Here is a 23,141-nt window from a genome sequence, read left to right on the forward strand (position 1 = left end):
AGGGCCGCGTCAGTGTGAGACCGTCAGGCCGTCACAGACACAGCAGGTTGCTGTGCGAGCTGTGCTTGTCGCAGAGCAGCAGGCTGACGCTGCTCTCGTCGCCGCCACCGCCACCGCCGAAGTCCTCGGACTGTTCGGTCTCGAGCGTCTGGAGGTCGAGAAGTGTCATGATCGTTCCTCTCTCTCAATATTCCCTGGGGATGGGTTTTCTTGCTACGGCCCCCCTCGCGGAGGGCCGGTCCTAGAGCCGCCGGAGCGGCGGCAGAAAGGGCAGGCCGACGGGTTCGCCGGAGCGCGGCGGCGGTGCGCACGCCGCGCCGAGCGCGAGCAGGCAGCCCGCGGTCCCGGTGGCCAGATCCATGGAAAGTCGCATCATCTGCTCGCCGGGGAAGGCGAGATGACCCTGGTACCGCACGGCGTACCAGCCCAGGCTCGCGATCTGCGCGGCGAGCCGTTCGGGCGCGAGGTCCGGGGTGGTGGTGCGGCCGAGGTGCAGCACCATTCCGGCGCGGCCGTTGAACAGCCCCGGCTGGGCGTAGTAGCGCAGGGACGCCGCGGCCGCGATGGAGCCGCGCGCCGCCTCGAAGTCGTCGTCGGCGCGGTGGGCGAGCCAGCTGTCGAGGACCATCCCGATCCCGACGCTTCCCGCGCCCAGGTACGGCATGGTGCGGAAGCCCTCGTCGACGAGCAGGGTGCCGTGGCGGTCCGGGACGCAGCGGTCGAGGTCCTGGCGGAGCGCGGTGGCGGCGAGGTCGAGCAGCGCGGGGTCGCCGGAGTGCTCGTACAGCCGCAGGAAGAGCAGCGCCGGGCCGGACGCGCCGTGCAGCAGCCCGGCCCGCCTGCCGGTCAGCCGCGCGCCGCCGGCCTGTCTGTCCGCGAGCAGCCGCGCCGCCTCCGAGGCCCGCTCGCGCAGCCCCGGCTCGCCGGTCGCGCGGGCGAGGTGGTCCAGCGCCAGGCCGACGCCCGCGAGGCCGCCGTGCAGGTCGGGCGCCAGCCGCTGCCACTTCTCGTCCAGCACCCGCTCGATGAGTTCCAGCGCGCGCTGCGGGTGGCCGAGCCGCTCCAGGACGTACGCCACGCCCGCCAGCCCGTCGTAGAAGCCGAGCGGGGTGGAGCGCGGGGGCGGGGCGGTGTGCTTCAGCAGCCACTCCTCCCCCGCCTCGTACCGCCCGGCGCCGGTCAGATCGAGGGCGTGGAGGACGCCCGCCGCGCCGTGGGCCACCCCGAGCCCGCCGCCGTCGGCGAACTGGCCGATGTCGCCCGGGAAGAGCCGGTCGTCGCGCTCGGGCGTGGCCGAGGCGAGGATGGCGCGGGCCATCGAGTCGCGGCTGCGGGGCCAGTCGGCGGGGTCCACCGGCACATACGAGCCGCCGCCGCGGCCCGCCACCGCCGCCCCCGACCCGGCCGACCCCATCCCAGCCGACCCCGTCCCGGCCGCCGCGACACCACCGGCCGCCGCCGACCCGGCGCCACCACCCGCCACCGGGCCCGCGTCGCCGCGCGCCCCGCCCGCGATCACCTTCACCGCCTCGTCCAGAAAGGCCCGGTCCACCGGGAACTGCGCGGCCGCCACCTCCGCCAGGTGCGCCGCCTTCCCCCGGTCCACCACCAGCAGCGTGGTCATCGGCACGAAGAGGGCCAGCCGCAGACACGCGAGCGCGTAGCGGTCGACCTCGAAGCCGCGGCGGTCCAGCGGCGCGACGAAGCCTGGGTGGGCGATGGCCTGCCGCCGCCCCTCGCCGACGTGCGCGGCCGCCTCGAAGTCCAGCAGCATGACGGACAACTCGTCGGGGCTGACCATGATGTTGAACATGTGCAGGTCGTTGAAGACCACCCCGCGCCCGTGGACCGCGGCGACGGCCTCCTCGACCGCGCCGTGGATCCGCAGCGCCCAGCGGGTGTACTCGGCGACCGCGGCGGGGTCGGGCTCGGCGGCCAGCAGCGGGTGGCGCCGCGCGAAGAAGGAGTTGAGGGTGCGGCCCGCGACATGGTCCATGACCAGGAAGCGGTGGTCGCCCAGGGTGAACCAGTCGCGCACCTCGGGCGCCACGCCCAGCCCGGACAGCCGCTCCAGCGCGGCCTTCTCCCGCTCCAGGCGGGTCACCGCGTCCGCCCCGTCGGAGGCCAGCCCGGCGTACGGGCGCGCCTCCTTGAGGACGACCTTCTCGCCGCTGCGGGTGTCCGTCCCCACATAGACCCCGCCTCCGTTGGAGAAGTGCAGGGCCTTCTCGATGCGGTACGGCAGGTCGGCGGTCGTGGTGGCGTTTCGGGCCGCGAGCTGCGGCGCGAGGAAGTCGGGCAGCGTCACCCATTCCGGGACGTGGAAAGCGGGGTCGCGGCGGTCGGGGACGAGCCTGCCGGTCGGGTCCTCGATGGCGGGCACGAGCGCGCCGCCGGAGCCGGAACCGGAGCCCGAGTCTTCGGCGTCCGCGCCATCGACACAGTAGCGCTGCGCGAAGCCGCCGTATCGCACATACAGCGGGCCGTTCTGCCAGCGCAGATCGGTGAGGATGTACGGGCCCGGCTCCCCCGCCAGCAGCTCACCCAATTCACGGAGAATGGTGTGGAGTTCCGCCTCGTCCGCCGGATAGATGGTGGCGAACTTTCCGCTGGAGCCCCGCCCCGCGTATTTCGAGTTGCGCAGGAGCAGCGCATGCGCGGCGGGCACGAATTTGAAGGGTATTTCCCTGGGAACGCAGTAGTCCCAGACCTTGGCCGCGGTTTTCTCCGCGTTGTCGAGGCAGGCCGAGACATGCACCTTCCAGCCCTGGCTCGGCCGGCCCGGTCGCGGAGTGCCGTCCTCCCGCACGGGGCTGACGTGCAGCCAGTCCCCGGAGACGAAGCTGTCCCAGCCCACGGGCGCGGGGCGCTGCGCGGCCTCATAAAAGGAGTCGGAGCCCGTTGCGCCGGAATCCGTGACGCCGGAATTACTCGCTTCGGCGGCCGGACGGCGGGCGGACAGTCGGTCGGGGGTCTCATAGAAATATCTGTCGGCAAGACAGAAGACCTCATACCTCTTGTCCATCGAGCCCCCCTCGGCGGTGATGGCCTAGAGATTTCCACGCCGCCGCCGAGGGGAACAGTCACATCCGTCATGAACAGACCGTGCAATACGCATGAGTAAGTTCGATGAACAGAAGTTCGAAATTCGGCGCGCTCATTCCTCCGGCGGGAACACCTGCTCGCCTCGGGAACCCCCGTCCCCGCCCGCCGCGCCCCCGACGAGCCGGATGGCGATGGCCTCGACCGGGCATCCCTCGGCCGCCGCCAGCACCGCCTCCGACGCGTCCGTCTCCACCGCGACCGGATGCGACTGCCGTGCCCCGTCGAGCCGGAACCCGCCGGGCGCGGAGCTCACGCACAGCCCCGAGCCGATGCAGACGTCGCGGTCCACCTCGATGTGCCAGCGGTCGCCCATCAGCCCTGCTCCCCGTCCCAGCCCTGCGGCAGGTGGATCATCTTGTGCTCCAGGAACGAGGAGAAGCCCTCGGGCCCGAACTCCCGCCCCAGGCCGGAGTTCTTGTAGCCGCCGAACGGCCCGAGCATGTCGAGGCTGAAGGTGTTGACGGAGTACGTGCCGGTGCGAATCCTGCGTGCGATGTCGATGCCGTGCGCCACGTCCGCGGTCCATACGCTGCCGGACAGGCCGTAGTCGGAGTCGTCCGCGATGCGCACCGCCTCCGCCTCGTCCCGGTACGGCAACAGACAGATCACCGGCCCGAAGATCTCCTCGCGGGCGATGCGCATGGTGTTCTCCACATCGCCGAAGAGCGTCGGCTCGACGTACCAGCCCTTCTCCAGGTCCGCCGGGCGCCCGCCGCCCGTCAGCACCTTGGCGCCCTCTCGCTGCCCGGTGGCGATGTAGTCGAGCGACCGCTGCTGCTGCCGCCGGGCCACCAGCGGGCCGACCTGGGTCGCGGGGTCCAGCGGGTCGCCGACGACCAGGGCCGAGGCGGCGGCCGAGAGGCGCTCGGCGATCTCGTCGTAGTGGCTGCGCGGGGCGAGGATACGGGTCTGGGCGACACACGCCTGCCCGTTGTTCATCCACGCGTTGGGCACGATCCCGGCGACCGCCGCGTCCAGGTCGGCGTCCGGCAGGATCACCGCGGCGGACTTCCCGCCCAGCTCCAGCGTCACCCGGGTCAGATTGCGCGAGGCGACCTCCATGACCCGCTTGCCGCCCGCGACCGAGCCGGTGAAGGACACCTTGTCCACGCCCGGGTGCCCGACCAGGTACTCGCTGACCTCGCGGTCGGCCGGGAGGATCGACAGCACCCCCTCCGGCAGCCCGGCCCCGGCCACGATCTCCGCCAGGATGTAGGAGTCCAGCGGGGTCTCGGGCGAGGGCTTGAGGATCACCGAACACCCGGCCAGCAGCGCGGGCGCCAGCTTCGCCGCCGCCGTGAACTGCGGGACGTTCCACGGCACCACCGCCGCGACCACCCCGACCGGCTCCCGCCGCACCAGCAGCGGCCCCAGCACCCCGGCGCGCCGCTCCTCGAAGACGAAGCCGCGCGCCACCGTGATCGCGGAGTCCCACACCATCAGCGCGCCGAGCGCCTGGCCCAGGACGCTCCAGGAGTACGGGGAGCCGTTCTGCGCGCTGATGGACTTGGCGATCTCCTCGTGGCGGGCGGCGACGGCGTCCTTGACGCGGGTGACGACCTCGATCCGCTCCTCCAGCGTGGCGCGGGCCCAGGGCCCCTCCTCGAAGGCGGTGCGCGCCGCCGCGACCGCCCGGTCCACGTCCTCGCGCGAGGCGTGCGGCACCCTCCCGATGACCGCCTCGGTGTGCGGCGAGACCACCTCGATCACGTCCGTACCGGCCGGATCGGTCAATGTGCCGCCGATGAAGAGCTGTCCGTGCTCGATGAGGTCGCTCATCGCCGAGCCTCCCGCCGCTCGCCCAGATCTGACGCTGAATCTAAAATCTGACGCTGCATCAGAACTGATACCAGTTCCAGTTATAGTGGGCAATGCTCGCGCGGCTCGCGGGAGCGGCCGGCCGGGAGAGAGGGATGTCCATGGCGGGGGCAGCGAAGAAGGAAGGCACAGGCCCAGGGGTCACGGACCACGGCGGCGGGGTGTGGAGCATCCCGGTCCCCATCCCGGACAACCCCCTCGGCCACACCCTCGTCCACCTCCTCGACACCGACCGCGGCCCGGTCCTGATCGACACCGGCTGGGACGACCCGACGGCCTGGGACACCCTCACCGCGGGCCTCGCCGCCTGCGGCACCTCGGTCTCCGCCGTCCACGGCGTGCTCATCACCCACCACCACCCCGACCACCACGGGCTGTCCGCCCAAGTGCGCGAGGCCTCCGGCGCGTGGATCGCCATGCACGCCGCCGACGCCGAGGTCGTCCGCCGCACCCGCGAGGCCGAACCCACCCGCTGGCTCGGCTATCTCGCCGTAAAGCTCGCCGCCGCCGGAGCACCCGAGGAACACCTCGCCCCGCTGCGCGCCGCCCGCGCGTCCGGCCGCGCCTCCGGCCAAACCGACGCCCTCCCGGGCACGCGCGCCGCCCAGCCCGACCGCCACATCACCCCCGGCGAACTCCTCGACCTGCCCGGCCGCCGGCTCCGCGCCGTCTGGACCCCCGGCCACACCCCCGGCCATGTCTGTCTGCACCTCGAAGAAGCCCACCCGGCGGCGGGCGAGGGCATGCCCGGCCACGGCCGGCTGTTCTCCGGCGACCATCTGCTGCCCGAGATCAGCCCCCACATCGGCCTGTACGAGGACCCCGACGACGCCACCGTCACCGACCCCCTCGGCGACTATCTGGACTCCCTCGAACGCGTCGCCGCCCTCGACCCGGCCGAGGTGCTCCCCGCCCACCAGCACGCCTTCACCGACGCCCCGGGCCGGGTGCGGGCCCTGCTGCGCCACCACGAGGAGCGGCTGGCCGGGCTGCGCGCCCTGCTGCTCGGCGCGCCGCTGACGCCGTGGCAGCTGGCCGAGGCCATGGAGTGGAACCGCCCCTGGGCCGATATCCCCTACGGATCGCGGAATATCGCGGTTTCGGAGGCCGAGGCGCATCTGCGCCGCCTGGTGAAGCAGGGCCGGGCGGAGCCGGTGCCGGGCACGGACCCGGTGACGTACCAGGCGGTTTGAGTCTCCCTCAGGGGTGGAGGCGACAGTGATCCACAGCTAACCTTGCCCCCGTTCGGCCGTGCCGTACGACGTCACCGCCTCACGGGATCGAGCCGGGCCCACCCTCACGCTGCCACTGTCATGCCCGGTTGATCCCCGCACCGCCCAGGAGTACGTGTGCCGACCTCCACCCCCGGCTCTGGTCCGACCCCGCCCCCCGGCTGCCCCGCGCACTCCGGCCAGAGCCCGGAACCGGGCCGCCCCGAGTCGCTGTACGGGCCCGAGTTCGCCGCCGACCCGTCCGCGATCTACGCACGGCTGCGCGCGTACGGGCCCGTCGCGCCCGTGGAGATCTCCCCCGGCGTCCACGCCTCGCTGGTCACCAGCTACTCCACCGCCCTGGAGGTCATGCGCAACACCGAGACCTTCCCCCGGGACCCGCGCCGCTGGGAAGCGCTCAACAACGGCACGGTCCCCATGGACAGCCCCGTCGTGCCGATGATGATGTACCGGCCCAACCCCATGTACACCGACGGCGAGGAGCACGACCGGTACCGCGGCGCGGTCTCCGACACCCTCAACCGGCTGAACCCGCACGCCCTGCGCACCTACGTCGAGGAGAGCGCCGACCTGCTCATCGACCTCTTCGGCCCCGAGGGCGAGGCCGAACTGCTCAGCGAGTACTGCGCCCGGCTGCCGCTGCTGGTCTTCAACCAGCTCTTCGGCTGCCCGCCCGAGATGAGCGAGCCAATGGTCAAGGGCATGACCGCGCTGCTGGACGCCAGCGAGGACGCGGTCGAGGCCAACGGCGTCCTCATCGAGACCCTGCTCGCGCTGATCGCTTTGAAGCGGCGCGAACCCGGGGCGGACATCACCTCCTGGCTGCTGGCCCACCCCGCCCGGCTCAACGACGAGGAGTTGGTCAGTCAGCTCATCCTCCTCCTGGGCGCCGGGGTCGAGCCCGTGAAGAACCTGATCTGCAACGCGCTGCGGCTGCTGCTGTCCGACGACCGGTTCGCGGGCGATCTGTCGGGCGGCACGATGCCGGTCGACGAGGCGCTCGACGAGGCGCTGTGGACCGACCCGCCGATCGCCAACTACGCCACCCACTTCCCGGTCCGCGACGTCACCATCGCCGGACACCGGGTGGGCAAGGGCACCCCCCTCCTCATCAGCATGGGCGCCGCCAACAACGACCCGCAGCTGGTCTCCGACCGCCGCGGCAACCGCGCCCATCTGGCATTCGGCGCGGGCCCGCACGCCTGCCCCGCGAAGGATCCGGCGCGGATCATCGCCTCCACCGCCGTCGAGAAGCTCCTGGACCGCATTCCGGACATCGAGCTGACCGTCGACCCCGCCCGACTCCAGTGGCGCCCGGGCCCGTTCCACCGGGCTCTGGCCGCCCTTCCGGTCCGTTTCCCTCCCGTAGCCGCCAAGTACGATCAAGCGGGCGCCACCGCGACCGACCAGACCACCGGAGGCAACGCATGGAACCCCACCCCCGACCCCTCGACAGACCCCTCGTCCTCGACCCCCAAGGGCGCGACGTCCACGGGGAGGGGGCGCGGCTCCGGGAACGCGGCCCAGCGACCCTGGTGGAACTCCCTGACCACGTGGTGGCGTGGGCGATAACCGACCCCGCTCTCCTCAAACGGCTGCTCACCGACGCGCGCGTCTCCAAGGACCCCCGGCTCCACTGGCCCAAGTTCATGGGCGGCGAGATACCCCCGACCTGGCCCCTGATCGGCTGGGTCGCGGTGGAGAACATGTTCACCGCGTACGGCGCCGACCACTCCCGGCTGCGCAGGCTCGTTGCCAAGGCCTTCACCACCCGCCGCACGGCCGCGATGCGCCCCCGTATCGAGCAGCTGGTGTCCGGCCTGCTGGACGACCTCGCGGCGGCCGGCCCCGACACGGCGGTCGATCTGAAGGCGGCGTACTGCCACACCCTCCCCATCGCCGTCATCTGCGAGCTGCTCGGCATCCCCGAGGGCGAGATGCGCGAGCGCGAGCTGGGGTACGTCGACACCATGTTCCGTACGACCGCGGCCCCCGAGGAGGCCGTTGCCGCCTTCCAGGGCCACGAGGCCCTGCTGCGTGAACTGGTCGCGATCAAGCGGGACAACTCCGGCGACGACATCACCAGCGACCTGATCTCCGTCCGGGACGAGGACGGCTCCCGCCTCAACGAGCAGGAGCTCGCCGACACCGTCGGCCTGCTCATCGCCGCCGGCTTCGAGACCACCGTCCAGCTGCTCGACAACGCCGTCCACGCCATGCTGACCCACCCCGACCAGCTCGCCCTGGTCCGCTCGTCCAAGGCCACCTGGGACGACGTGATCGAGGAGACCCTGCGCGCCCAGTCCCCGGTGGTCAACGTGCCGCTGCGCTACGCCGTCGAGGACATCGAGCTCGCGGACGTCACCATCAAGCAGGGGGACGCGATCCTCCTCTCCCTCACGGCCGTCAACCGCCACCCCGACGTCCACGGCGAGGACGCCGACCAGTTCGACATCACCCGCGCCGTCAAGGAGCACCTGGCCTTCGGCCACGGCGTCCACTACTGCCTGGGCGCCCCGCTGGGCCGCCTGGAGGCCCAGATCGCCCTCCCCGCCCTCTTCGAACGCTTCCCGGACCTCCGGCTCGCGGTCCCCCAGGAGGACCTGCTCCCCCTGCCCACCCTCATCTCCAACGGCCACCAGGCCCTTCCGGTGCACCTGGGCGGGATAGCGGAGCCGACCGGCTGAGAGCCACCGGCCGTGGACGTCGCGGCCGTGGCTGTCACAGCCATGGCCGTCACGGCCCCTGGAAGGCGCGCAGCTCAGACGCGGTTGCTACGATCACTCCGCCGCGAGAGACGCGTGATCACGTGACGAGGAGGTTGATGAATATGGCCGCCGCCGGCCCTCATCGGTATGCCCTCGTCCGGCCCGCGCCGTAGCAGAGCGCGGCCCGGGTCGTTCCAACATCCAGGAGTGACGCGTGTCTTCCCCTTGCTCGACTTCCCCCGATGAACTGACCACCGACCGCCTCGTCCTTCAGCGGTGGAGCATCATCGAGGCCGCCGCGGTCATCGACAACACCAGGTCGGTGTACTGGGCGGACGACTTCCCCGCCGACGGCGACCGGGTGATCGCGAACCTCTTCGAGCAGCACCCCGACTGGCTCGGCGCATACGGCCACCGCCTGATCATCGAGCGCGACAGCGGCTTGACGGTGGGCTCGCTCGGCCTGTTCTGGCCGCCGAGCGAAGGAATCCTCGAAATCGGATACGGCATCGTGGCCTCCCGCCGCAGCCGGGGCTACGCCACCGAGGCCACCCGGGCCCTGGCGGAGTACGCCCTCACCGCACCGGATGTCCACACCGTCACCGCCTCCGTGGAGCTGTCCAACCCGGCCTCGCTCCGCGTGCTGGAGAAGGCGGGCTTCCACCGGTGGGCCACCGAGGAGAACCTGGCCCGCTTCAGGATCACGAGCACCGACCTCCGCTGAGCGGTGCTCCCACGGGGCCCGGCGGCACACCGACCGGGCCCCGGTACCAACAGTTCGGGTGCTACTGCCCCACCCCTCACCCGTAGTGTTCCCTGGTCGCGGTTGGCGCGTCAGCCGTGGCTGGTGTCGATGACGCAGAAGCGGTTGCCCTCGGGGTCCGCGAGCACGACGAAGTCGGCGTCGTCCGGATAAAGATCCCAGTCCACACGCTGCGCGCCCAGGGCCACCAGCCGCTCGACCTCCGCGGCCTGGTCCGCCGCGTCCCCGGCATACAAATCCAGATGGATCCGCGGATACTCCTGCACCGGCGTCCCGCTCAGCCCCAGCGACAGCTGGGGCCCGTCCCCTTCGCCCGGAACCAGCACCACCCAGTCGTCTACCGCCTCCTCACGCGGGACGTACCCCAAGGCCTCCATCCAGAACGCGGCAGCGCGCGGCACATCCGATACACCCAGCACGATGGATCCGATTCTCAGCATGCGCCGATTCTTGATGCCGCGGCGACGAGCCGAAAGCCGGGGACGGCCGCCCGGCATCTGGATCGGTGGCTCAGGCGATGCGCAGCGGACGCATCATGGCGGCGAAAACCGGAGAGTCGGGGAACGGCTGCTGCGTCGCGATCTGCTCATATCCCCACGCCTCATATACGGCTTGGAGACGGCCGTCTGCGATCAGCGGGTTGACCAGCAGCGTGACGCGCTGCTCTTTCCGTCCGGCGAGGAGTTCCTCATGAATATGGCGGGCGACACCGGTGCCACGCCACGATGCGCGAACGAGGATTTCGTTCAGAGCCAGCGTACGGGTACCCGTCTCCTCCACGTAATCGTCCGGTAGCGACGGCGCCATCCCCTGCCACCAAGCGGTATGGGAGCCGAGCGGCGTGGCGAAGGCGTAGCCCACAGGCTCCTCACCCTGATAAGCGATGACCGACTCCCAGCCGGGGCGCGAGGCGTAGCTGCTCAGCCGTTCGTCAAAGCGCTCGACTGCGTAGAAGGGCCGGTCCATCATGCCGAACCCGCCACGCACCTCGACGTGAATGTCGAGCAAGAGTTGCCGAACGTCCCTTACGTCCGTCACATGGCGGAAGGCAAGGCCACTGGTGTCGGTCATGCGATCTCCATCCTGTGGTCGCGCCAGGCGCGGGCTTCGGGAGTTTTGGGCGCCATGGCGTTCAACCGGTAGGTGAATTCGCCAAGCAGCTTGCGAACACGCCCTTGGTGAGCCATCTCCGCAGCCACGGTCATGGCGGAAGCAACGGCCGGTTCGATGTCGCCTTGGCCCAGCTGGGCGAGGGCGAGATTGGCATGGGTAAGGGCACGGTTGCGCTCGAGATCGGGACGTAGACGAGTCAGGCAACGGTGGGCGTGGTGTTCAGCCTCGGCCCATTTGCCGAGGCTGAGATGAGCGAACAAGGCCAAGCTGTCGAGCTCGGCTTGGTCGAAGAAGCGCATCCACGTGGGACGGGACGGAGAGTGATCGGCACGGTCAAACGCGTCTTGCGCCTGGTCAATGGCGCGCAGTGCAGCCCTGGCGTCCCCAGAGTCGGCGTGGTCGACAGCGAGTCGCGCCAAGGCGAGCGAGGTGAAGAGCGGGTCGCGTCGGGTAATCGCTGTGGCACGGGATGCCTCGGAGGCAGCCATGGCGTCGGCGTAACGGCCGAGCTGGCGGTAGAGGGACCCAGCGTGACCCCAGACCCTGAACTGGACAGTGGAGTCCCCCGCGAGCCCGGCCAGGGTGACCGCCTGGTTCAGATGGCCCTGGGCAGCGTCCAAACGTCGGCCGTCGATGGCAGCCCACATGGCGCTCGAGGTGAACGCGGAGGCGACAGCGTAGAGGTCGGAGCGGATTCGGCTTGATGCCGTCCCGCGCTGCTGGAGATCCAGGGTTTCCTGGGCAAGTGAAAGGGCGTGTTGTTCAAGTTGCGGGGTGCCCCCATAGCGGTCGTCCATGGCGACGACGGCGGCAAGCTTCTCGTTCAGGCGGTCAACGTCGGTGGAACCGAGGCGGCGCGGTGCTTCTATAGCTGACGTGGTGAGGCTCGCACCGGCGGCCGTCGCCGCCGTGAGGAAGGCACGTCGATACATCGGATCCTCCTCGAGTGAGGCGGGCGGGTCGGGTTGGCGCCCCCGAGGGCGGAACCCTAACTGCATCGATGTTCGACCGGTGACCCGCTCCAAGGCAACGCGCTGTCGCGCGTGCGGCCAGGTGACCTCCCCCGAGAGCCATCGGAAGACACCTCGCTCGGTGCACGTCCCGTACGAACCCGTGAACTCAGCGATAGCCGAATTGACCTGCGTCGCGAGCCCATTGGCGCTCACCCCGTGCTCGGCCATCCAGGCGGCGAGCACCTCATTCCGTGTTCGCGTCATGACAGAACGTTAAGGGGTGGCCCCACTCGCCGGGGGATACGAATGGGTCAAAACGACAGGGTCGGGCCCTGAGGCCTTGCCGAGACCGGCATACCCTCGCCGCAGTTCCTGCCGGTTACCTGGACAAGCGCGGACACGGTGGCGCCCTTCGCCACCACCCTCCGCTCCCCAGGAAGGACCGACGATGCCTCCGAAGCCCTCCAGCGACACCGTGGCCGCCGGACTCACGGCCAACCAGCACGTGCGCCCCGCCGCGACCGGCCGCCCCTCCTACAGCCAGAGCATGCTGTCCGAGGCAACGTCGGCCATACGCGCCCGTCGCCTGGTGCGGGCGGCGTGCACCGCGTGGGGGCTGCCGGATCTCGCCGTCCCCGCAGCGCTGATCATGTCGGAACTGGTCGCCAACGCCGTCATGCACAGCGGCAGCCGCTGCCTGCGCGTCACCGTCTCCCGCCCGGGCCCACGCTGGGTCCGGGTCGCAGTCACCGACAAGTCGCGTGTTCTTCCCGCGCCGCGCACGGCGGACGCTGACGACGAGAACGGACGGGGCCTCGCCATCGTCGAGGCCGTCTCCGACCGGTGGGGGCACGGACCGGCTGCCCTGGGGGAAGCGTGTATGGGCCGAACTGCTTATCGAGCAGGAGCAGTAATCGGCACTTCGACCAACGCGCACTAAGCAAGAACGCACAACACCAGCCCAAAGTGGGAGAGAAGAAACGCCATGTTCAACCACTCCGACCGGCCCCCTGCCGGCACCCCTTTGCCATCCGGCTCCGCGAGCCCCTTGCCGTGGGGCCTGCGGCGCATGGCGCCGTACCCGGCCTTCGCGCCGAGTTACGCCCGCACCGAGCTGAATCCGTCGACCCAGACCGCCCGCTACTTCGACGCCGAAGGCCGAGTGCTGGAAATGCCGGGCCACGGCACCAGTACCGGCACCAATCCCCCCACGAACACCGGAAATCCGTCGGACGGCTCAGGGCCCGGCGGTTCCGGGGGCGGTGACCAGGACACCGGAAACGACAACGACCAGTGACCCCCGACTCTCGCCCTGTGCTGGTCGTCACCAACCTGGACGACCCCACGACCGACCTGGTGATCCGGGAGCTGCACGACCGGGACGTCCCGATCGTGCGGTTCGACTCGAGAGACTTCCCCACACGCCTCTCGGTTGCGGCTGCCATCACGTCGAACGGCATCAAGGGGAGACTCACAACCCCATCTCGGATGGCCGACCTGTCCCAGGTGCGGTCCCTCTACTACCGCAGGCCCTCCGGTTTCCCCTTCCCACATCTGGATGAGCAGACGGCCCGCTTCGCCGTTACTCAGGCCCGATACGGGCTGGGCGGGATCCTGGCGGCTCTGCCCGGATGCCGATATGTCAATCACCCACACCGTATCGGTGACGCGGAGTTCAAGCCTTCAGGTCTGGCGGCCGCTGTCGAGGCGGGATTCCGTATCCCGCCTACGCTGCTCAGCTCCGACCCGGGTGCGGCGCGGGCATTCATCAAGCGCCACGGGCCGGTGATCTACAAGCCGCTGTCCGCGCCGCTGTATCGAATCGACGGCGTGTCGTGCACCGTCAAGGTCGCTGAAGTGACGGTCGACGAGATCGACGAGGACGTAGCCGGTACGGCTCACCTGTTCCAGCAACGCGTCGACAAGGTCACGGACGTCCGCGTGACCGTGATCGGTGAGCGGGTGTTCTGCGTCCGCATCGACTCCGACCTGCTGGACTGGCGCGCCGACTACGGCCGCCTGACGTACTCCGTCACTCAGCCGCCCGGGGGAATCGCCGAGGCCCTGTTCAGCTATCTCGCACACTTCCGGTTGGTCTTCGGCGCTTTCGACTTCGCTGTGGACCGACACGGTCGATGGTGGTTTCTGGAGTGCACCCCCTCCGGCCAGTGGGCGTGGCTGGAGCCGGAGACCGGGCTTCCGATGGTGGCTGCCATGGCCGACCTACTGGAAAGGAAACGCACATGACGCAGGCCAATCGGCTGCGCGCGCAACTCGCGAAAGGTCTAGCGCAGGCCGGCCATCTCCGTACCCGGCAGTGGCGCGAGGCGGTGGAAGCCGTTCCGCGTCATGAGTTCCTGCGCACGGGGTTCTTCGTGCGGGAGGACGGCCCGGGCCCCACTGCATGGCGTCCGGTCATGCCGGACGACGACCGTTGGCTGGAGCGCGCCTACGAGGATGAGTCCCTGGTGACACAGATCGCGGGCACCATCCTGCCACAAGACATCCGCGGAGCGATCATGCGCGCTCCCACCTCCTCCAGCACGATGCCGAGCCTGGTCGTACGGATGTTGGAGGAGCTTGTGGTCGAGGACGGGAACAGGGTCCTGGAGATCGGCACGGGAACCGGGTATTCGACCGCTCTTCTCTGCCACCGGCTCGGCGACGATCTGGTGACCTCGGTGGAGGTGGACCAAGAGGTGTCCGGTCGGGCCAGTACCGCGCTGGCTGCCTGTACGTATGACCCGGAGCTGGTGGTCGGCGACGGCTTGTCCGGGCACAAAGGCGGCGCCCCTTACGACAGGACCATCGCCACCTGCGGTGTCCTGGACATCCCCTGGACTTGGATCGAGCAGACCCGGTCCGGTGGAACCGTCCTGGCCACGGTGTGCGGCTGGCTGTACTCCTCCGAACTGGCGCGGCTGACCGTCCACGGCGACGCCACGGCCACCGGCCGCCTTCTGGGCGGGCAGGTCTCGTTCATGCTGGCCCGGCCGCAGCTACCGCCTCCACTCGGATTGCTGCCCGACTTCGCGGGCGGGGAGGAGCGCCGAGCCGTTCTCGGTCCCGACGCCCTCACCGCCGACTGGGCCGCCCGGTTCGTCGCCCAACTCGCCGCGCCCCGGGCGCAGCAGTTCAGCATGGCCGACGGTGGACGCTCGGAACACGTCCTCATCGACGTGGGGTCCGGGGCGTGGGCGGTGCTGCGGGAGGCGGGTGGGGGCTGGACCGTACGGCAGGGCGGCCCTGCCCGGATCTGGGATGCGGTGGAGGAATACGTCGTCCGGTGGCGCAGCGATGGCGCGCCCGGGTTGGAGCGGTTCGAGATCACGGTGACACCGGATGGGCAGAGCATCACATGGCCCAGCAGGCGGGGCCCGTCCGGTGGGTAAGTCGCGGCTCCCCACCCGCTCATGGGAGCCTCCCGCGCTGGTAGTGGGCGGCCGCGCCCGAGAACAACGTGTCGTCCCACGTCCAGCCCGTGACTATGCTCCCGCCCTCACATTTCGCAGAGATGCGTACTTGTCCCGACGACGGCCGTTCAGCCCTTGAAACCCTTGTCGTTCAGGATCTTGTCGATACGGGCGCGGTGCGCCGCCTCCCAGGCGTCGAGGGATTCCCCGGCCTCCTTGGCCAACTTCGCCCGCGCGGCGCGCAGCACCTCGTCGTGTCGGGCGTGGGGAGTGACCACGATGCCCTCCTCGTCGGCCACCACGATGTCACCGGCGTTGACGTCGACACCGCCGCACCGCACCTGGACATTGAGCGGCTCGGCGGCCGCCTTGGTGCCCGGGATGGGGATGACTCCCCGGGCGAAGACGGGGAAGCCCATCTCGCGCACCTCGCCGATGTCGCGTATCACTCCGTCGAGCACGAACGCCGCGATGCCGCGGCGCTGCGCGACGGCGCAGACGTTGCCTCCGGCGAGCGCGTAGTCCACGTCGCCCGACTCGACGACGACGATCGAGCCGGGCTCCGCGCGGTGGATGGCGGCGTGGAGCATGAGGTTGTCGCCGGGAGGGCACCGCACGGTGAACGCGGGGCCGGCGACGCGCGGGATCGGGGACCAGAGGGGGCGGATGCCGATGTCCATGACCTGCGCGCGGCCCAGGATGTCGGCGAGGGTGGTCGGGGGGATGCTGCGGAAGTCGCTGGCGTCGGCCATGGTCTGCCTTCTTTCGCGGGCGGGGGACGGCCCGCCGGACCGTCCCCCGCCATGATCTCCCACGACGGTGGTCAACGGACCGGCTCGTTGTGCGGCGTGAAGTCCTCCAGGGACGGGGTGGACGCCAGCGCCCCACCGCTCCAGCGGACCTGGTTACGGGCGGTGCCGCCCGAGGGGCAGCAGCTCGGGTCGCTGTCCTTGAAGATGGGGCGGGCCAGGGTCACCGTTCTGCCGTCCTGCGCTTCGATGGTCATCGCCCCTGGTCCGCTCGCCTGGCCCACGAAGCGGTTTCCGTGGAAGAAGAACACGGCCGCGCAGTTTCCGTCGTAGCTGCCCGTGCACATCGCCCTGACGGCGCGCAGCGGGCCGGGGAGAGCGCCGAGCTCGTCGGCTGTGATCTCGGGGGTGTAGTTCGCGTTCTTCATCAGCCGCAGGGCGGCGGCCGCGTCCAGCTTGTCCTGGCTCACAGTTGGTTGCCCGGTGCAGCCGACGAAGGAGAGCAGCGCGGCCGGGGGCTTCATCCTGCGGAGGGTTTCGCAGTCACGGAGCCAGTCGGGGTCGTACGGGTCGTCCATGACGGGCAGCAGATGAACGGCGGGGTAGAAGTGGCGGGCGTTGCGCTTGAAGACGCTGATCGTCACGAAGTCCGAGGCCGGTTCGTCGGACCAGGTGACGGCCGCCCATCCGGGCCAGCACGTCGACTGGCCCAGATGCGCCTCCGTGTCGTACTTGGCGATGGCCTCGAGCTCTGTCTTCATCCACGACCGGGAGGGGCAGGCCACCGCCTTGTCGGGGTCGGCCTTCTTCACCTTGGCCTTGACTTCGCCCGGGGCCGACTCCCAGATGGTGGTGGGTTTGGCGATCGGGAACGAGACGTCGATGCTGCGGGGCGGGGGAAGGTTGGGATCAAGGCCGAGGTTGCCCGGACCGAGGCTCATACTGACCGTCACTTCCGGAAGGAACTTGACCTTGGCCGAGTCATGGATGACATCGATCCTGCCGTCAAAGACCAGTGCCGTTTCCAGGTCGATCCCGGCCACCAGGACTTCGATCACGGGGCTCACCTTCAGGCTGATCCGGACGCCGAGCTTTGCCCTCGCCCCCAGTCCGGCCGCCGAAGGCATTTTGCCCGTGGCCTTCGGAGGCCAGCCGGTGGCGCGGGCCGACGGCTTCCGGAGGAGGTTCAGCTGCGTGCTCCCCCGATAGTCCAGGGGACTCTCGATTTCAAGCTTCGCCCCCGCATCGCCCTTGATCTTCCCGTTGAGATAGATGGCGACCTCGGGGTCCAGGTTGAAGTACCCGACCTTGAGGAGCTTCGCGGTGACGTGGGGCACCCGAAACTTCGCGAATTCCCAGTCGAAGCCGCATGACGCGCCCACCGGCGAGCCCAGGGTCAGTTTGTGTCTCTGCTGCACCTGGACGTTCATACGGGCCCAGGCCCCGTCTTGCCGGTTCCAGCCGAAATCGGAACCCGCCATACCGAATTTCAGCGGACCGTGCTCATATTTGACGAGCGCCAGCGAGCCGCTGCATTTCATATTGGAGAGCGCGCCCTTCCCTCTCCAGGTGTCCACGCCGATGGAAACTTCGGGCTGAAAACCCTCAGGGTCGGGACTGGACGACGCGGGCGCCTGCGGCATTTGATACGACGCGGGCTGCATCTCGGTCTTCGTTCCGCGTGCGGAGTCCGGCGGGTCCTCGACCCGCAGCACGGCCTTGGGCATCGCCTGCTGAAGCGTGGCGTCCTTGGTCCGGACGACGATCCGGTCCTTCTCCCGGGTCACCCCGCGCACCTCGCGCACCAGCCCCCGCGGCGTCCGCTCGCTCTCCGCGGCGACGACGAAGTCGCCCTTCTTCAGCTTGCGCGCCGTCGCCGAGCCCGCGGCGAAGACCAGCTCCGACGTGCCGGGGCGCTTGAGGAGTCCGGAGTCGGCGGAGTCCGGGGCACTCAGGACCGTGGTCCTCTCGGAGAGGGCCACGGCGTAATCGATCACCGCCCGCTCGGTTTCGCCGCCGTCCACCGTCCAGGTCGTGGTCTCGTCCGCCGTGTAGTAGACGTTTCCCTTCGCGTGACTGGCCTTCGCCGTGATGCGGTAATCACCGGGATCGACGGAGAACGTCTTGTCGCTCGTCAGCTCTTCGCTGAACCCGTTCGCCCCGCTGATGTGGAGAGCGAAACGCGCTTTGGCGGGAAGGCCCGTGACCTTGACGGCCAGTTTTCCCGGTCGGCTGGCCGCCATCTGCCACGCGGTCAGCAGGCCGGCCGCGACGGCCAGCGCGATCCCGACCGACAACAACACCCGCAACGACCGCCCGCGCGGCCACCATTTCGACATTCGATGCCCCCGTTGTGCTCTGCTCGCGCGCCGACTACTGGAAATCGCCGGTCTGGAAGTTTCCGCGGAGCACGAAGTCGTCCCCCACCCCCTGCGGGAGCGGTCCCAACTCCTCCGGCCTCCCGGGCGACGTCAAGCCGGCCCGATACAGCTTGATGTCGCCGTCGTCCAGGACCTCTTTCGATGCGATGTAGAGGTACTGACGATCCGTGGACAGGGCCACGGAAAGAATCTTGTTGTCCGTCTCGGGGGCGATCTCCGCCTTCACCTCGGCCGCCAGCGGGCCGTCGGGCTTTTCCCCCAGCTCGCTCGCGTCGGCCCGCACGGTGAAGAAGGTGGACGCCTCCTCGCAGAGGACGTCGTCGGCGTTGATCCAGGCCACGGGGTCGCAGTCGCGCACATCGCCGCCGTCGCGCACGACCATCTGGTCGGTGGGGTCGCCGAAGACCGTGTCGTCGTCGAGCCGGTCCATGTGGGGAGCCAGGAGATCGAGGTCGAACCCGTCATACGAGTCGATGCCGTCGATGATTTTGCCGGGGGAGACGGCGAACTTCCCGCTCGGGTGAATGAGGCGCGGACAGGTGACGGCCGTCGAGTTCACCGGGCGGTAGAAGCCATCGTTCCCGGATCGCTCGTCATGGCAGGCCTTGCTGATCGGGTGCCGGGTCAGACGGCCGCTCTCATCCGCCGAGTAGTACACCTGCTCGTCCCGCAGGAACCACAGCGATCCGTCCGGGGCGAATCCGGGGAACCCGTCGGAGTGCGTCTCCGGGCTGTAGCCCCCTTTCTGTGCGGCCTCGGTGATGTCCGTGAACTCCCCCGTGGCCAGGTCCAGCCACCCCACATGCGAGGACGTGAGGGCGCCCACCTCGTCCGTGACCACCTCGACCGCGACGCGCCGGCCGTCCGGGGAGACCGGGCTGACCCCCAGGTCCGCCGCACTCTTGCCGTACTGCGGCTTTCCGCAGAGGCTGCGCACGAACGCCCGATCCGCGTCCCCCTCCTCGGCGATCTCGGCTAGCCGGGCCAACAGCGGCTCCTCGGAGTACGTGGCGACGCGCTTGCTGAACGTGGCGTCGAAGGCCGCTACCTGCTCACCCTTGCCGTCATCGTCGTCCCAGCAGATCACCGGCCCGGTGGCCGAGGTCACACGGGAGAGGTCTCGCATCGCCGCGGCGAGCCCGGATCCCTCCGCTTCCGCCGAATCCGTCACGTCCGCCCCGGACTTGCGCCCACTGCCGTCCGAGGCGCCGGATCGCCCGGAGCCGCCCTTTCCCGGGTCGTCGGACGCGCCGCACGCGGTCACGCCTCCCACCGCGAGCACGGTCGCCGCCGCCACCGCGACCCACCCACGCACCCCGGGCGCATACGCCTTACTCACTCAGCTCTCCGCCTTCCCCCGAACGTGACTGCCCTTAGAAGCGAGAATAGTATTAACCATGCAACGCACCTTCACGGCAAGTCGGTTGCCCCGTGCGCCCGACCGCCGATGAAGGATCATTGGGGCGCACCCCACCACGACAAGGAGGCGACGGTGTCCGGCACAGACGGAGACGGAGGCGAGCGCGCGGCAGGGCTGACGCGGCGGGAGCGGCTGCGCGTGGAGCTGGAGCGCGATGTCAGGGCCGCCGCCCGCCGGATCACCGCCGCGGAGGGCATCGAGGGGCTCACCGTCGCCGCCGTGGCCCGCAGCGTCGGCGTGACCTCACCCGCCCTCTACCGCTACTTCGAGGGCAGGAACGGGCTCATCCGCGCCGTCTACGACGACGTCACCACGGAGTTCATCCAGACCGTCGACCATGCGGTGGGCCGCCAAGACCCCGATGACGTCAGCGCGCAGCTGCACGCCGCCACCCGTGCCGTGCTGGACTGGTCCGTGGCCAACCCGGCGGAGTTCAACCTGCTCATGGGCGCCGGCTACCCCTCGGCGGCCAAAACCGCGGACGACATCCCGCAGGTCATATCGCGTGAGCTGGGCGGGGTGTTCGGACGGGGATTCACCCGGCTGTGGCGCGAGGGGAGGCTGGCCTGCCCTGCGGACGACGAGCTCGATCCGGCGCTGGTGGCCCAACTGCGGACCTACCGCAAGGTCATCGGCCTCGAAGTGCCCCTCGGCGTCGCGTTCCTGATGCTCACCTGCTGGCGCCAGATCTACGGCATGCTCTGCCTGGCCGTCTACGGCCATCTGTCCTACGCCCTGGACGACCCGGTGCCGCTGTTCGAAGACATGATGGACCGCCTGCTCGGCCTCCTGGGCCTCACCCGCAGCCCCGGCCTGGTGATCTGAGCAGCGCCACCGCGCCCGCCCGTACGGCGGCCCAGTCGGTGGCGTACTCGTACTCCCGGGTCCGCCGCAGCCACCCCGCGCGGTCCTGGTGCTCGCGGCGCAGCTGCTCCAGGTCCAGCTCGACGCCCGGCGGCGGCCCCGCGGCCGCCAGCTCGCCGATCCGCTGTTCCATGGCCTCCAGCAGCGCACGGTCGAGCTCGGCCACGGCGGCGACGAAGGCGCTGGTCGGCACGGTCACCCGGCCCGTGGCCGGCGCGGTGAACTCGATCTCGTCCTCGGGATCCGGCTGATGCGTCCAGCTGACGTTCATGACGTCCTCCATGGCGTCGTCGTCCCCGGCGACGGTCCGCCAGCAGCGGATGTCCGGCGCTACGCGCAGATACCCCGTGTTAAGGGTGCGGCCGCCGTGCCACTGCGCGGCCGCCTCGGCCTCCAGGGTCTCCTCCCAGCGCCAGTCGGAGGAGTCGCGGGCCACGAAGGCGGCCAGGTCCTCGGGTACGGGCTCGAGCGCCGCGGGCAGGAGCGCGAGCAGGTCCTCCCAGAGCCGGACCACGTAGTAGTCCACGTACGGGTGGGACGGGCCGTCCCCGCCGCCCCGCAGCCGCCGCACCGTGCGCTCGGAGTAGCGCAGCAGCTCATGCTCGCCGAGGTCGATGACGTACCAGCCGTCGGTCAGCCCGAACCAGTGCAGTACGGGACGCTCGCGCCGCCCCCACGGCCGCACCTGCTCCAAGGGGGTCAGGCCGAAACGGAACCGGATGTCCTGATCCATAGGGAGAGTATGGGCCCGCCCTACAGCCCGCCTCCCAGCCCACCCCCAAGGGCCCGACCGCCGTGGTCCGGCCCCGGTGGGCGCCGGATAAGGTATGCGTGAAAACTTCATCCGCGTCCGATCGGGGGAAGCCGGTGAGATTCCGGCGCTGACCCGCAACCGTGAGTACGGGCTGTGTGCCGCAGGGCGTACGAGCCGGGACACCTGGTCGGGCGCACCGCAGGCTCCCGCCGCCGGCCCGCCCGGCGGCGGCACCGTCGAGGTATGCGGAGCTGAGCCCGGTGTCATCGCGTTCGCACGTCCCTCGGCGTGCGGGGTGGTCGGCCGTGCGCGGCCGCGTACCGCTGCCCAGCCACCGCCGAGACCCCCGACCGAGAGGCACCGTCGCCATGAACGTACGCCGCAGCGCCACGGCTCTGGCCGCCCTGGCCGCCCTGTGCACGGCCGCCGCCCCCGCCGCGTTCGCCGACGCCTCGCCCTCGCCCAAGCCGTCCGGCTCGGCGGCGCTGCCCAAGGGGCTGTACGGCGCCAAGGACCCGAAGTTCGACGGGGTGTGGCGGCAGTCGCTCGCGCTGCTGGCGCAGGACGCGGTCGGGGTCACCCCGGCGAGATCGGCCATCGACTGGCTGGCCGGCCAGCAGTGCGAGGACGGCGGCTTCGCCGCGTACCGGGCCGACGCCTCCGCCGCGTGCGACCCGAAGAAGGGCGAGTTCACCGACGCGACAGCGGCGGCGGTACAGGCGCTGGCCGCGGTCGGTGGGCGCAGCGCCGCGGTCGAGAAGGGCGTCGGCTGGCTGAAGGAGAGCCAGAACGACGACGGCGGCTGGGGCATGAACCCGGGCAGCCCGAGCGACGCCAACTCCACCTCCGCCGCCGTCGGCGCCTTCGCCGCCGCGGGCCAGGACCCGAAGCAGGTGAAGTCGGCCAAGGGCGGCCGGACGCCGTACGACGTGCTGCTCGGCCTCCAGCTGGGGTGTGATGCGAAGGAGGGGCAGCGCGGGGCGTTCGCGTATACGGCGGACAAGGGCAAGCCGGTCGCGAACGACCTGGCGACGACGGCCGCCGCGCTGGCCACCGAGGGCAAGGGCTGGGTCTTCGAGCCCGCGGGCAAGGACGCCGGCAAGGCCCCGGAGCCGCTGGACTGCGGCTCGGGCAGCAAGGACGGCAAGGACGACAAGAGCGACAAGAGCGGGAGCGCCAAGCCGGCCAAGGTGACCGAGGCCGCGCGGGCCGCCGCCGCGTATCTGGCGGACACCATGGCCGGGCACGGCAGCCATCTGCTGTCCGCGATGCCCGGCGCCGAGGACCAGCCCGACTTCGGCGGCACGGCGGACGCGATAGTAGCCCTGGCCGCCGGGGAGCACAGCGCGACCGCGGCGAAGCCCCTCCAGTGGCTCCAGAACGAGAAGAACGGCGCGCTGGCGTGGGCGAAGGGCGACCCGGGGGCGCTGGCCAAGCTGGTCCTCGCGGCGCACGCGGCCGGGGCGGATCCGCGCAGCTTCGGCGGCGTCGACCTCGTCCAGCAGCTGAACGCCACCGGCCCGAAGCCGGAGTCGGTCTCCGCGTCCGGGTCGCAGGCGGACTCGGATGAGGGCAAGGACAAGGACGGGGAGAAGAAGGACGACGACAAGGGGGGTGTCGGCGGCGTCTGGTGGACGGTGGGCGTCTTCGCGGTGGCCGGCATCGGCATCGGCTTCCTGCTGAGCGGCCGGAAGAAGCAGCAGCTCTGATGGGGCTGCCTCCCGCCGAGCGACCCGAACCCGCGCCGGCGGCCCCAAGGTCATCGGCCGACCAGCCGGAGCAGCGGGAGCCCGCTCGCCCTGCGCCGCGGTTCGCCGCCGCGCGTCCGTCCCGCGCCGCCCTCGCCTTCTGCGCCGTGTTCGTGTCCA

Annotated in this window: 21 protein-coding genes and 1 riboswitch; of the genes, 10 read left to right on the forward strand and 11 right to left on the reverse strand. The window is 70.5% G+C overall.

What is annotated here, in order from left to right:
• Positions 1 to 31: 31 nt before the first annotated feature.
• The 4 genes from ACZ4WQ_RS03080 to ACZ4WQ_RS03095 form a co-directional block, all read right to left on the reverse strand.
• Positions 32 to 169 carry a SapB/AmfS family lanthipeptide gene (locus tag ACZ4WQ_RS03080; RefSeq protein WP_385341702.1) on the reverse strand — a complete coding sequence of 46 codons (138 nt, stop codon included), beginning with the start codon at positions 167 to 169 and terminating at the stop codon, positions 32 to 34.
• 72 nt (positions 170 to 241) lie between these two features.
• On the reverse strand, positions 242 to 3,025 hold the full coding sequence (lanKC, locus tag ACZ4WQ_RS03085; protein ID WP_468021974.1) for a class III lanthionine synthetase LanKC: 2,784 nt from the start codon (positions 3,023 to 3,025) through the stop codon (positions 242 to 244).
• Positions 3,026 to 3,157: 132 nt separating this feature from the next.
• Positions 3,158 to 3,418, reverse strand: a complete 261-nt coding sequence (locus ACZ4WQ_RS03090; RefSeq protein WP_311722845.1) for a ferredoxin — start codon at positions 3,416 to 3,418, stop codon at positions 3,158 to 3,160.
• Positions 3,418 to 4,884, reverse strand: coding sequence for an aldehyde dehydrogenase (locus ACZ4WQ_RS03095; RefSeq protein WP_468021975.1), 1,467 nt, complete (start codon positions 4,882 to 4,884; stop codon positions 3,418 to 3,420). The genes ACZ4WQ_RS03090 and ACZ4WQ_RS03095 overlap by 1 nt, the downstream gene beginning before the upstream one ends.
• A 140-nt stretch (positions 4,885 to 5,024) precedes the next feature.
• On the opposite strand from ACZ4WQ_RS03095, the gene ACZ4WQ_RS03100 reads away from it, so the two are divergent.
• From ACZ4WQ_RS03100 to ACZ4WQ_RS03115, 4 genes are all read left to right on the forward strand, one after another.
• A complete protein-coding gene (locus tag ACZ4WQ_RS03100) occupies positions 5,025 to 6,116 on the forward strand; it encodes an MBL fold metallo-hydrolase (RefSeq protein WP_468021976.1) in 1,092 nt (363 codons plus the stop codon).
• 156 nt (positions 6,117 to 6,272) lie between these two features.
• Positions 6,273 to 7,727: a cytochrome P450 gene (locus tag ACZ4WQ_RS03105; RefSeq protein ID WP_361188279.1), complete on the forward strand. Its 1,455-nt coding sequence runs from the start codon at positions 6,273 to 6,275 to the stop codon at positions 7,725 to 7,727.
• On the forward strand, positions 7,709 to 8,842 hold the full coding sequence (locus tag ACZ4WQ_RS03110; protein WP_468022095.1) for a cytochrome P450 family protein: 1,134 nt from the start codon (positions 7,709 to 7,711) through the stop codon (positions 8,840 to 8,842). The genes ACZ4WQ_RS03105 and ACZ4WQ_RS03110 overlap by 19 nt, the downstream gene beginning before the upstream one ends.
• 235 nt (positions 8,843 to 9,077) lie before the next feature.
• Positions 9,078 to 9,587: a GNAT family N-acetyltransferase gene (locus tag ACZ4WQ_RS03115; RefSeq protein ID WP_468021977.1), complete on the forward strand. Its 510-nt coding sequence runs from the start codon at positions 9,078 to 9,080 to the stop codon at positions 9,585 to 9,587.
• 110 nt (positions 9,588 to 9,697) lie between these two features.
• Here the strand turns inward: ACZ4WQ_RS03115 and ACZ4WQ_RS03120 are convergent, their stop codons facing one another.
• From ACZ4WQ_RS03120 to ACZ4WQ_RS03130, 3 genes are all read right to left on the reverse strand, one after another.
• On the reverse strand, positions 9,698 to 10,066 hold the full coding sequence (locus tag ACZ4WQ_RS03120) for a VOC family protein (protein WP_311722840.1): 369 nt from the start codon (positions 10,064 to 10,066) through the stop codon (positions 9,698 to 9,700).
• Positions 10,067 to 10,136: 70 nt separating this feature from the next.
• Positions 10,137 to 10,697: a GNAT family N-acetyltransferase gene (locus ACZ4WQ_RS03125; protein WP_468021978.1), complete on the reverse strand. Its 561-nt coding sequence runs from the start codon at positions 10,695 to 10,697 to the stop codon at positions 10,137 to 10,139.
• Positions 10,694 to 11,956 carry a tetratricopeptide repeat protein gene (locus ACZ4WQ_RS03130; RefSeq protein ID WP_311722838.1) on the reverse strand — a complete coding sequence of 421 codons (1,263 nt, stop codon included), beginning with the start codon at positions 11,954 to 11,956 and terminating at the stop codon, positions 10,694 to 10,696. Before ACZ4WQ_RS03130 ends, ACZ4WQ_RS03125 begins: the two co-directional genes overlap by 4 nt.
• 184 nt (positions 11,957 to 12,140) lie before the next feature.
• Between ACZ4WQ_RS03130 and ACZ4WQ_RS03135 the strand changes: the two genes are divergently transcribed.
• Genes ACZ4WQ_RS03135 through tgmC form a run of 4 tightly spaced genes read left to right on the forward strand, consistent with a single transcriptional unit; the run spans position 12,141 to position 15,084 of the window.
• Entirely contained in the window at positions 12,141 to 12,632 is a 492-nt protein-coding gene (locus ACZ4WQ_RS03135; RefSeq protein WP_398369855.1) for an ATP-binding protein, read from the forward strand.
• Positions 12,633 to 12,677: 45 nt separating this feature from the next.
• Positions 12,678 to 12,989, forward strand: a complete 312-nt coding sequence (tgmA, locus tag ACZ4WQ_RS03140) for a putative ATP-grasp-modified RiPP (protein WP_385341718.1) — start codon at positions 12,678 to 12,680, stop codon at positions 12,987 to 12,989.
• A 17-nt stretch (positions 12,990 to 13,006) separates the two neighbouring features.
• Positions 13,007 to 13,939: an ATP-grasp ribosomal peptide maturase gene (gene tgmB, locus ACZ4WQ_RS03145; protein WP_468021979.1), complete on the forward strand. Its 933-nt coding sequence runs from the start codon at positions 13,007 to 13,009 to the stop codon at positions 13,937 to 13,939.
• A complete protein-coding gene (tgmC, locus tag ACZ4WQ_RS03150; RefSeq protein ID WP_385341724.1) occupies positions 13,936 to 15,084 on the forward strand; it encodes an ATP-grasp peptide maturase system methyltransferase in 1,149 nt (382 codons plus the stop codon). The genes tgmB and tgmC overlap by 4 nt, the downstream gene beginning before the upstream one ends.
• Before the next feature lie 149 nt (positions 15,085 to 15,233).
• On the opposite strand, the gene ACZ4WQ_RS03155 is transcribed toward tgmC, so the two are convergent.
• From ACZ4WQ_RS03155 to ACZ4WQ_RS03165, 3 genes are all read right to left on the reverse strand, one after another.
• Positions 15,234 to 15,857: an RraA family protein gene (locus tag ACZ4WQ_RS03155; protein ID WP_398369851.1), complete on the reverse strand. Its 624-nt coding sequence runs from the start codon at positions 15,855 to 15,857 to the stop codon at positions 15,234 to 15,236.
• 71 nt (positions 15,858 to 15,928) lie between these two features.
• Complete coding sequence (locus ACZ4WQ_RS03160; protein WP_468021980.1) at positions 15,929 to 18,193, reverse strand: LppP/LprE family lipoprotein; 2,265 nt, start codon at positions 18,191 to 18,193, stop codon at positions 15,929 to 15,931.
• A 34-nt stretch (positions 18,194 to 18,227) separates the two neighbouring features.
• The gene (locus ACZ4WQ_RS03165; protein ID WP_468021981.1) at positions 18,228 to 19,574 is read right to left on the reverse strand and encodes a hypothetical protein; all 1,347 of its coding nucleotides are present in this window, start codon (positions 19,572 to 19,574) and stop codon (positions 18,228 to 18,230) included.
• A gap of 153 nt (positions 19,575 to 19,727) precedes the next feature.
• Here ACZ4WQ_RS03165 and ACZ4WQ_RS03170 point away from each other — a divergent pair, with 153 nt between their 5' ends.
• The gene (locus tag ACZ4WQ_RS03170) at positions 19,728 to 20,480 is read left to right on the forward strand and encodes a TetR/AcrR family transcriptional regulator (RefSeq protein ID WP_468021982.1); all 753 of its coding nucleotides are present in this window, start codon (positions 19,728 to 19,730) and stop codon (positions 20,478 to 20,480) included.
• On the opposite strand, the gene ACZ4WQ_RS03175 is transcribed toward ACZ4WQ_RS03170, so the two are convergent.
• Positions 20,452 to 21,252 carry a DUF5984 family protein gene (locus ACZ4WQ_RS03175; protein WP_468021983.1) on the reverse strand — a complete coding sequence of 267 codons (801 nt, stop codon included), beginning with the start codon at positions 21,250 to 21,252 and terminating at the stop codon, positions 20,452 to 20,454. The two genes, ACZ4WQ_RS03170 and ACZ4WQ_RS03175, sit on opposite strands and share 29 nt — an antisense overlap.
• A gap of 101 nt (positions 21,253 to 21,353) precedes the next feature.
• A riboswitch (cobalamin riboswitch) is annotated at positions 21,354 to 21,479 on the forward strand.
• Positions 21,480 to 21,641: 162 nt separating this feature from the next.
• On the opposite strand from ACZ4WQ_RS03175, the gene ACZ4WQ_RS03180 reads away from it, so the two are divergent.
• On the forward strand, positions 21,642 to 22,982 hold the full coding sequence (locus ACZ4WQ_RS03180; RefSeq protein ID WP_468021984.1) for a prenyltransferase/squalene oxidase repeat-containing protein: 1,341 nt from the start codon (positions 21,642 to 21,644) through the stop codon (positions 22,980 to 22,982).
• The last annotated feature ends 159 nt before the right edge of the window (positions 22,983 to 23,141 follow it).

The sequence above is a fragment of the Streptomyces sp. NPDC028305 genome, assembly GCF_055569495.1.

Bases quoted from the DNA above. Each gene is read 5' to 3' on its own strand.
- tgmA (WP_385341718.1), top strand. From the start codon at position 12,678: ATGTTCAACCACTCCGACCGGCCCCCTGCCGGCACCCCTTTGCCATCC.
- lanKC (WP_468021974.1), bottom strand. From the start codon at position 3,025: ATGGACAAGAGGTATGAGGTCTTCTGTCTTGCCGACAGATATTTCTAT.
- ACZ4WQ_RS03155 (WP_398369851.1), bottom strand. From the start codon at position 15,857: ATGGCCGACGCCAGCGACTTCCGCAGCATCCCCCCGACCACCCTCGCC.
- ACZ4WQ_RS03180 (WP_468021984.1), top strand. From the start codon at position 21,642: ATGAACGTACGCCGCAGCGCCACGGCTCTGGCCGCCCTGGCCGCCCTG.
- ACZ4WQ_RS03080 (WP_385341702.1), bottom strand. From the start codon at position 169: ATGACACTTCTCGACCTCCAGACGCTCGAGACCGAACAGTCCGAGGAC.
- tgmC (WP_385341724.1), top strand. From the start codon at position 13,936: ATGACGCAGGCCAATCGGCTGCGCGCGCAACTCGCGAAAGGTCTAGCG.
- ACZ4WQ_RS03175 (WP_468021983.1), bottom strand. From the start codon at position 21,252: ATGGATCAGGACATCCGGTTCCGTTTCGGCCTGACCCCCTTGGAGCAG.
- ACZ4WQ_RS03090 (WP_311722845.1), bottom strand. From the start codon at position 3,418: ATGGGCGACCGCTGGCACATCGAGGTGGACCGCGACGTCTGCATCGGC.
- ACZ4WQ_RS03130 (WP_311722838.1), bottom strand. From the start codon at position 11,956: ATGACGCGAACACGGAATGAGGTGCTCGCCGCCTGGATGGCCGAGCAC.
- ACZ4WQ_RS03100 (WP_468021976.1), top strand. From the start codon at position 5,025: ATGGCGGGGGCAGCGAAGAAGGAAGGCACAGGCCCAGGGGTCACGGAC.
- ACZ4WQ_RS03160 (WP_468021980.1), bottom strand. From the start codon at position 18,193: ATGTCGAAATGGTGGCCGCGCGGGCGGTCGTTGCGGGTGTTGTTGTCG.
- ACZ4WQ_RS03095 (WP_468021975.1), bottom strand. From the start codon at position 4,884: ATGAGCGACCTCATCGAGCACGGACAGCTCTTCATCGGCGGCACATTG.
- ACZ4WQ_RS03125 (WP_468021978.1), bottom strand. From the start codon at position 10,697: ATGACCGACACCAGTGGCCTTGCCTTCCGCCATGTGACGGACGTAAGG.
- ACZ4WQ_RS03120 (WP_311722840.1), bottom strand. From the start codon at position 10,066: ATGCTGAGAATCGGATCCATCGTGCTGGGTGTATCGGATGTGCCGCGC.
- ACZ4WQ_RS03135 (WP_398369855.1), top strand. From the start codon at position 12,141: ATGCCTCCGAAGCCCTCCAGCGACACCGTGGCCGCCGGACTCACGGCC.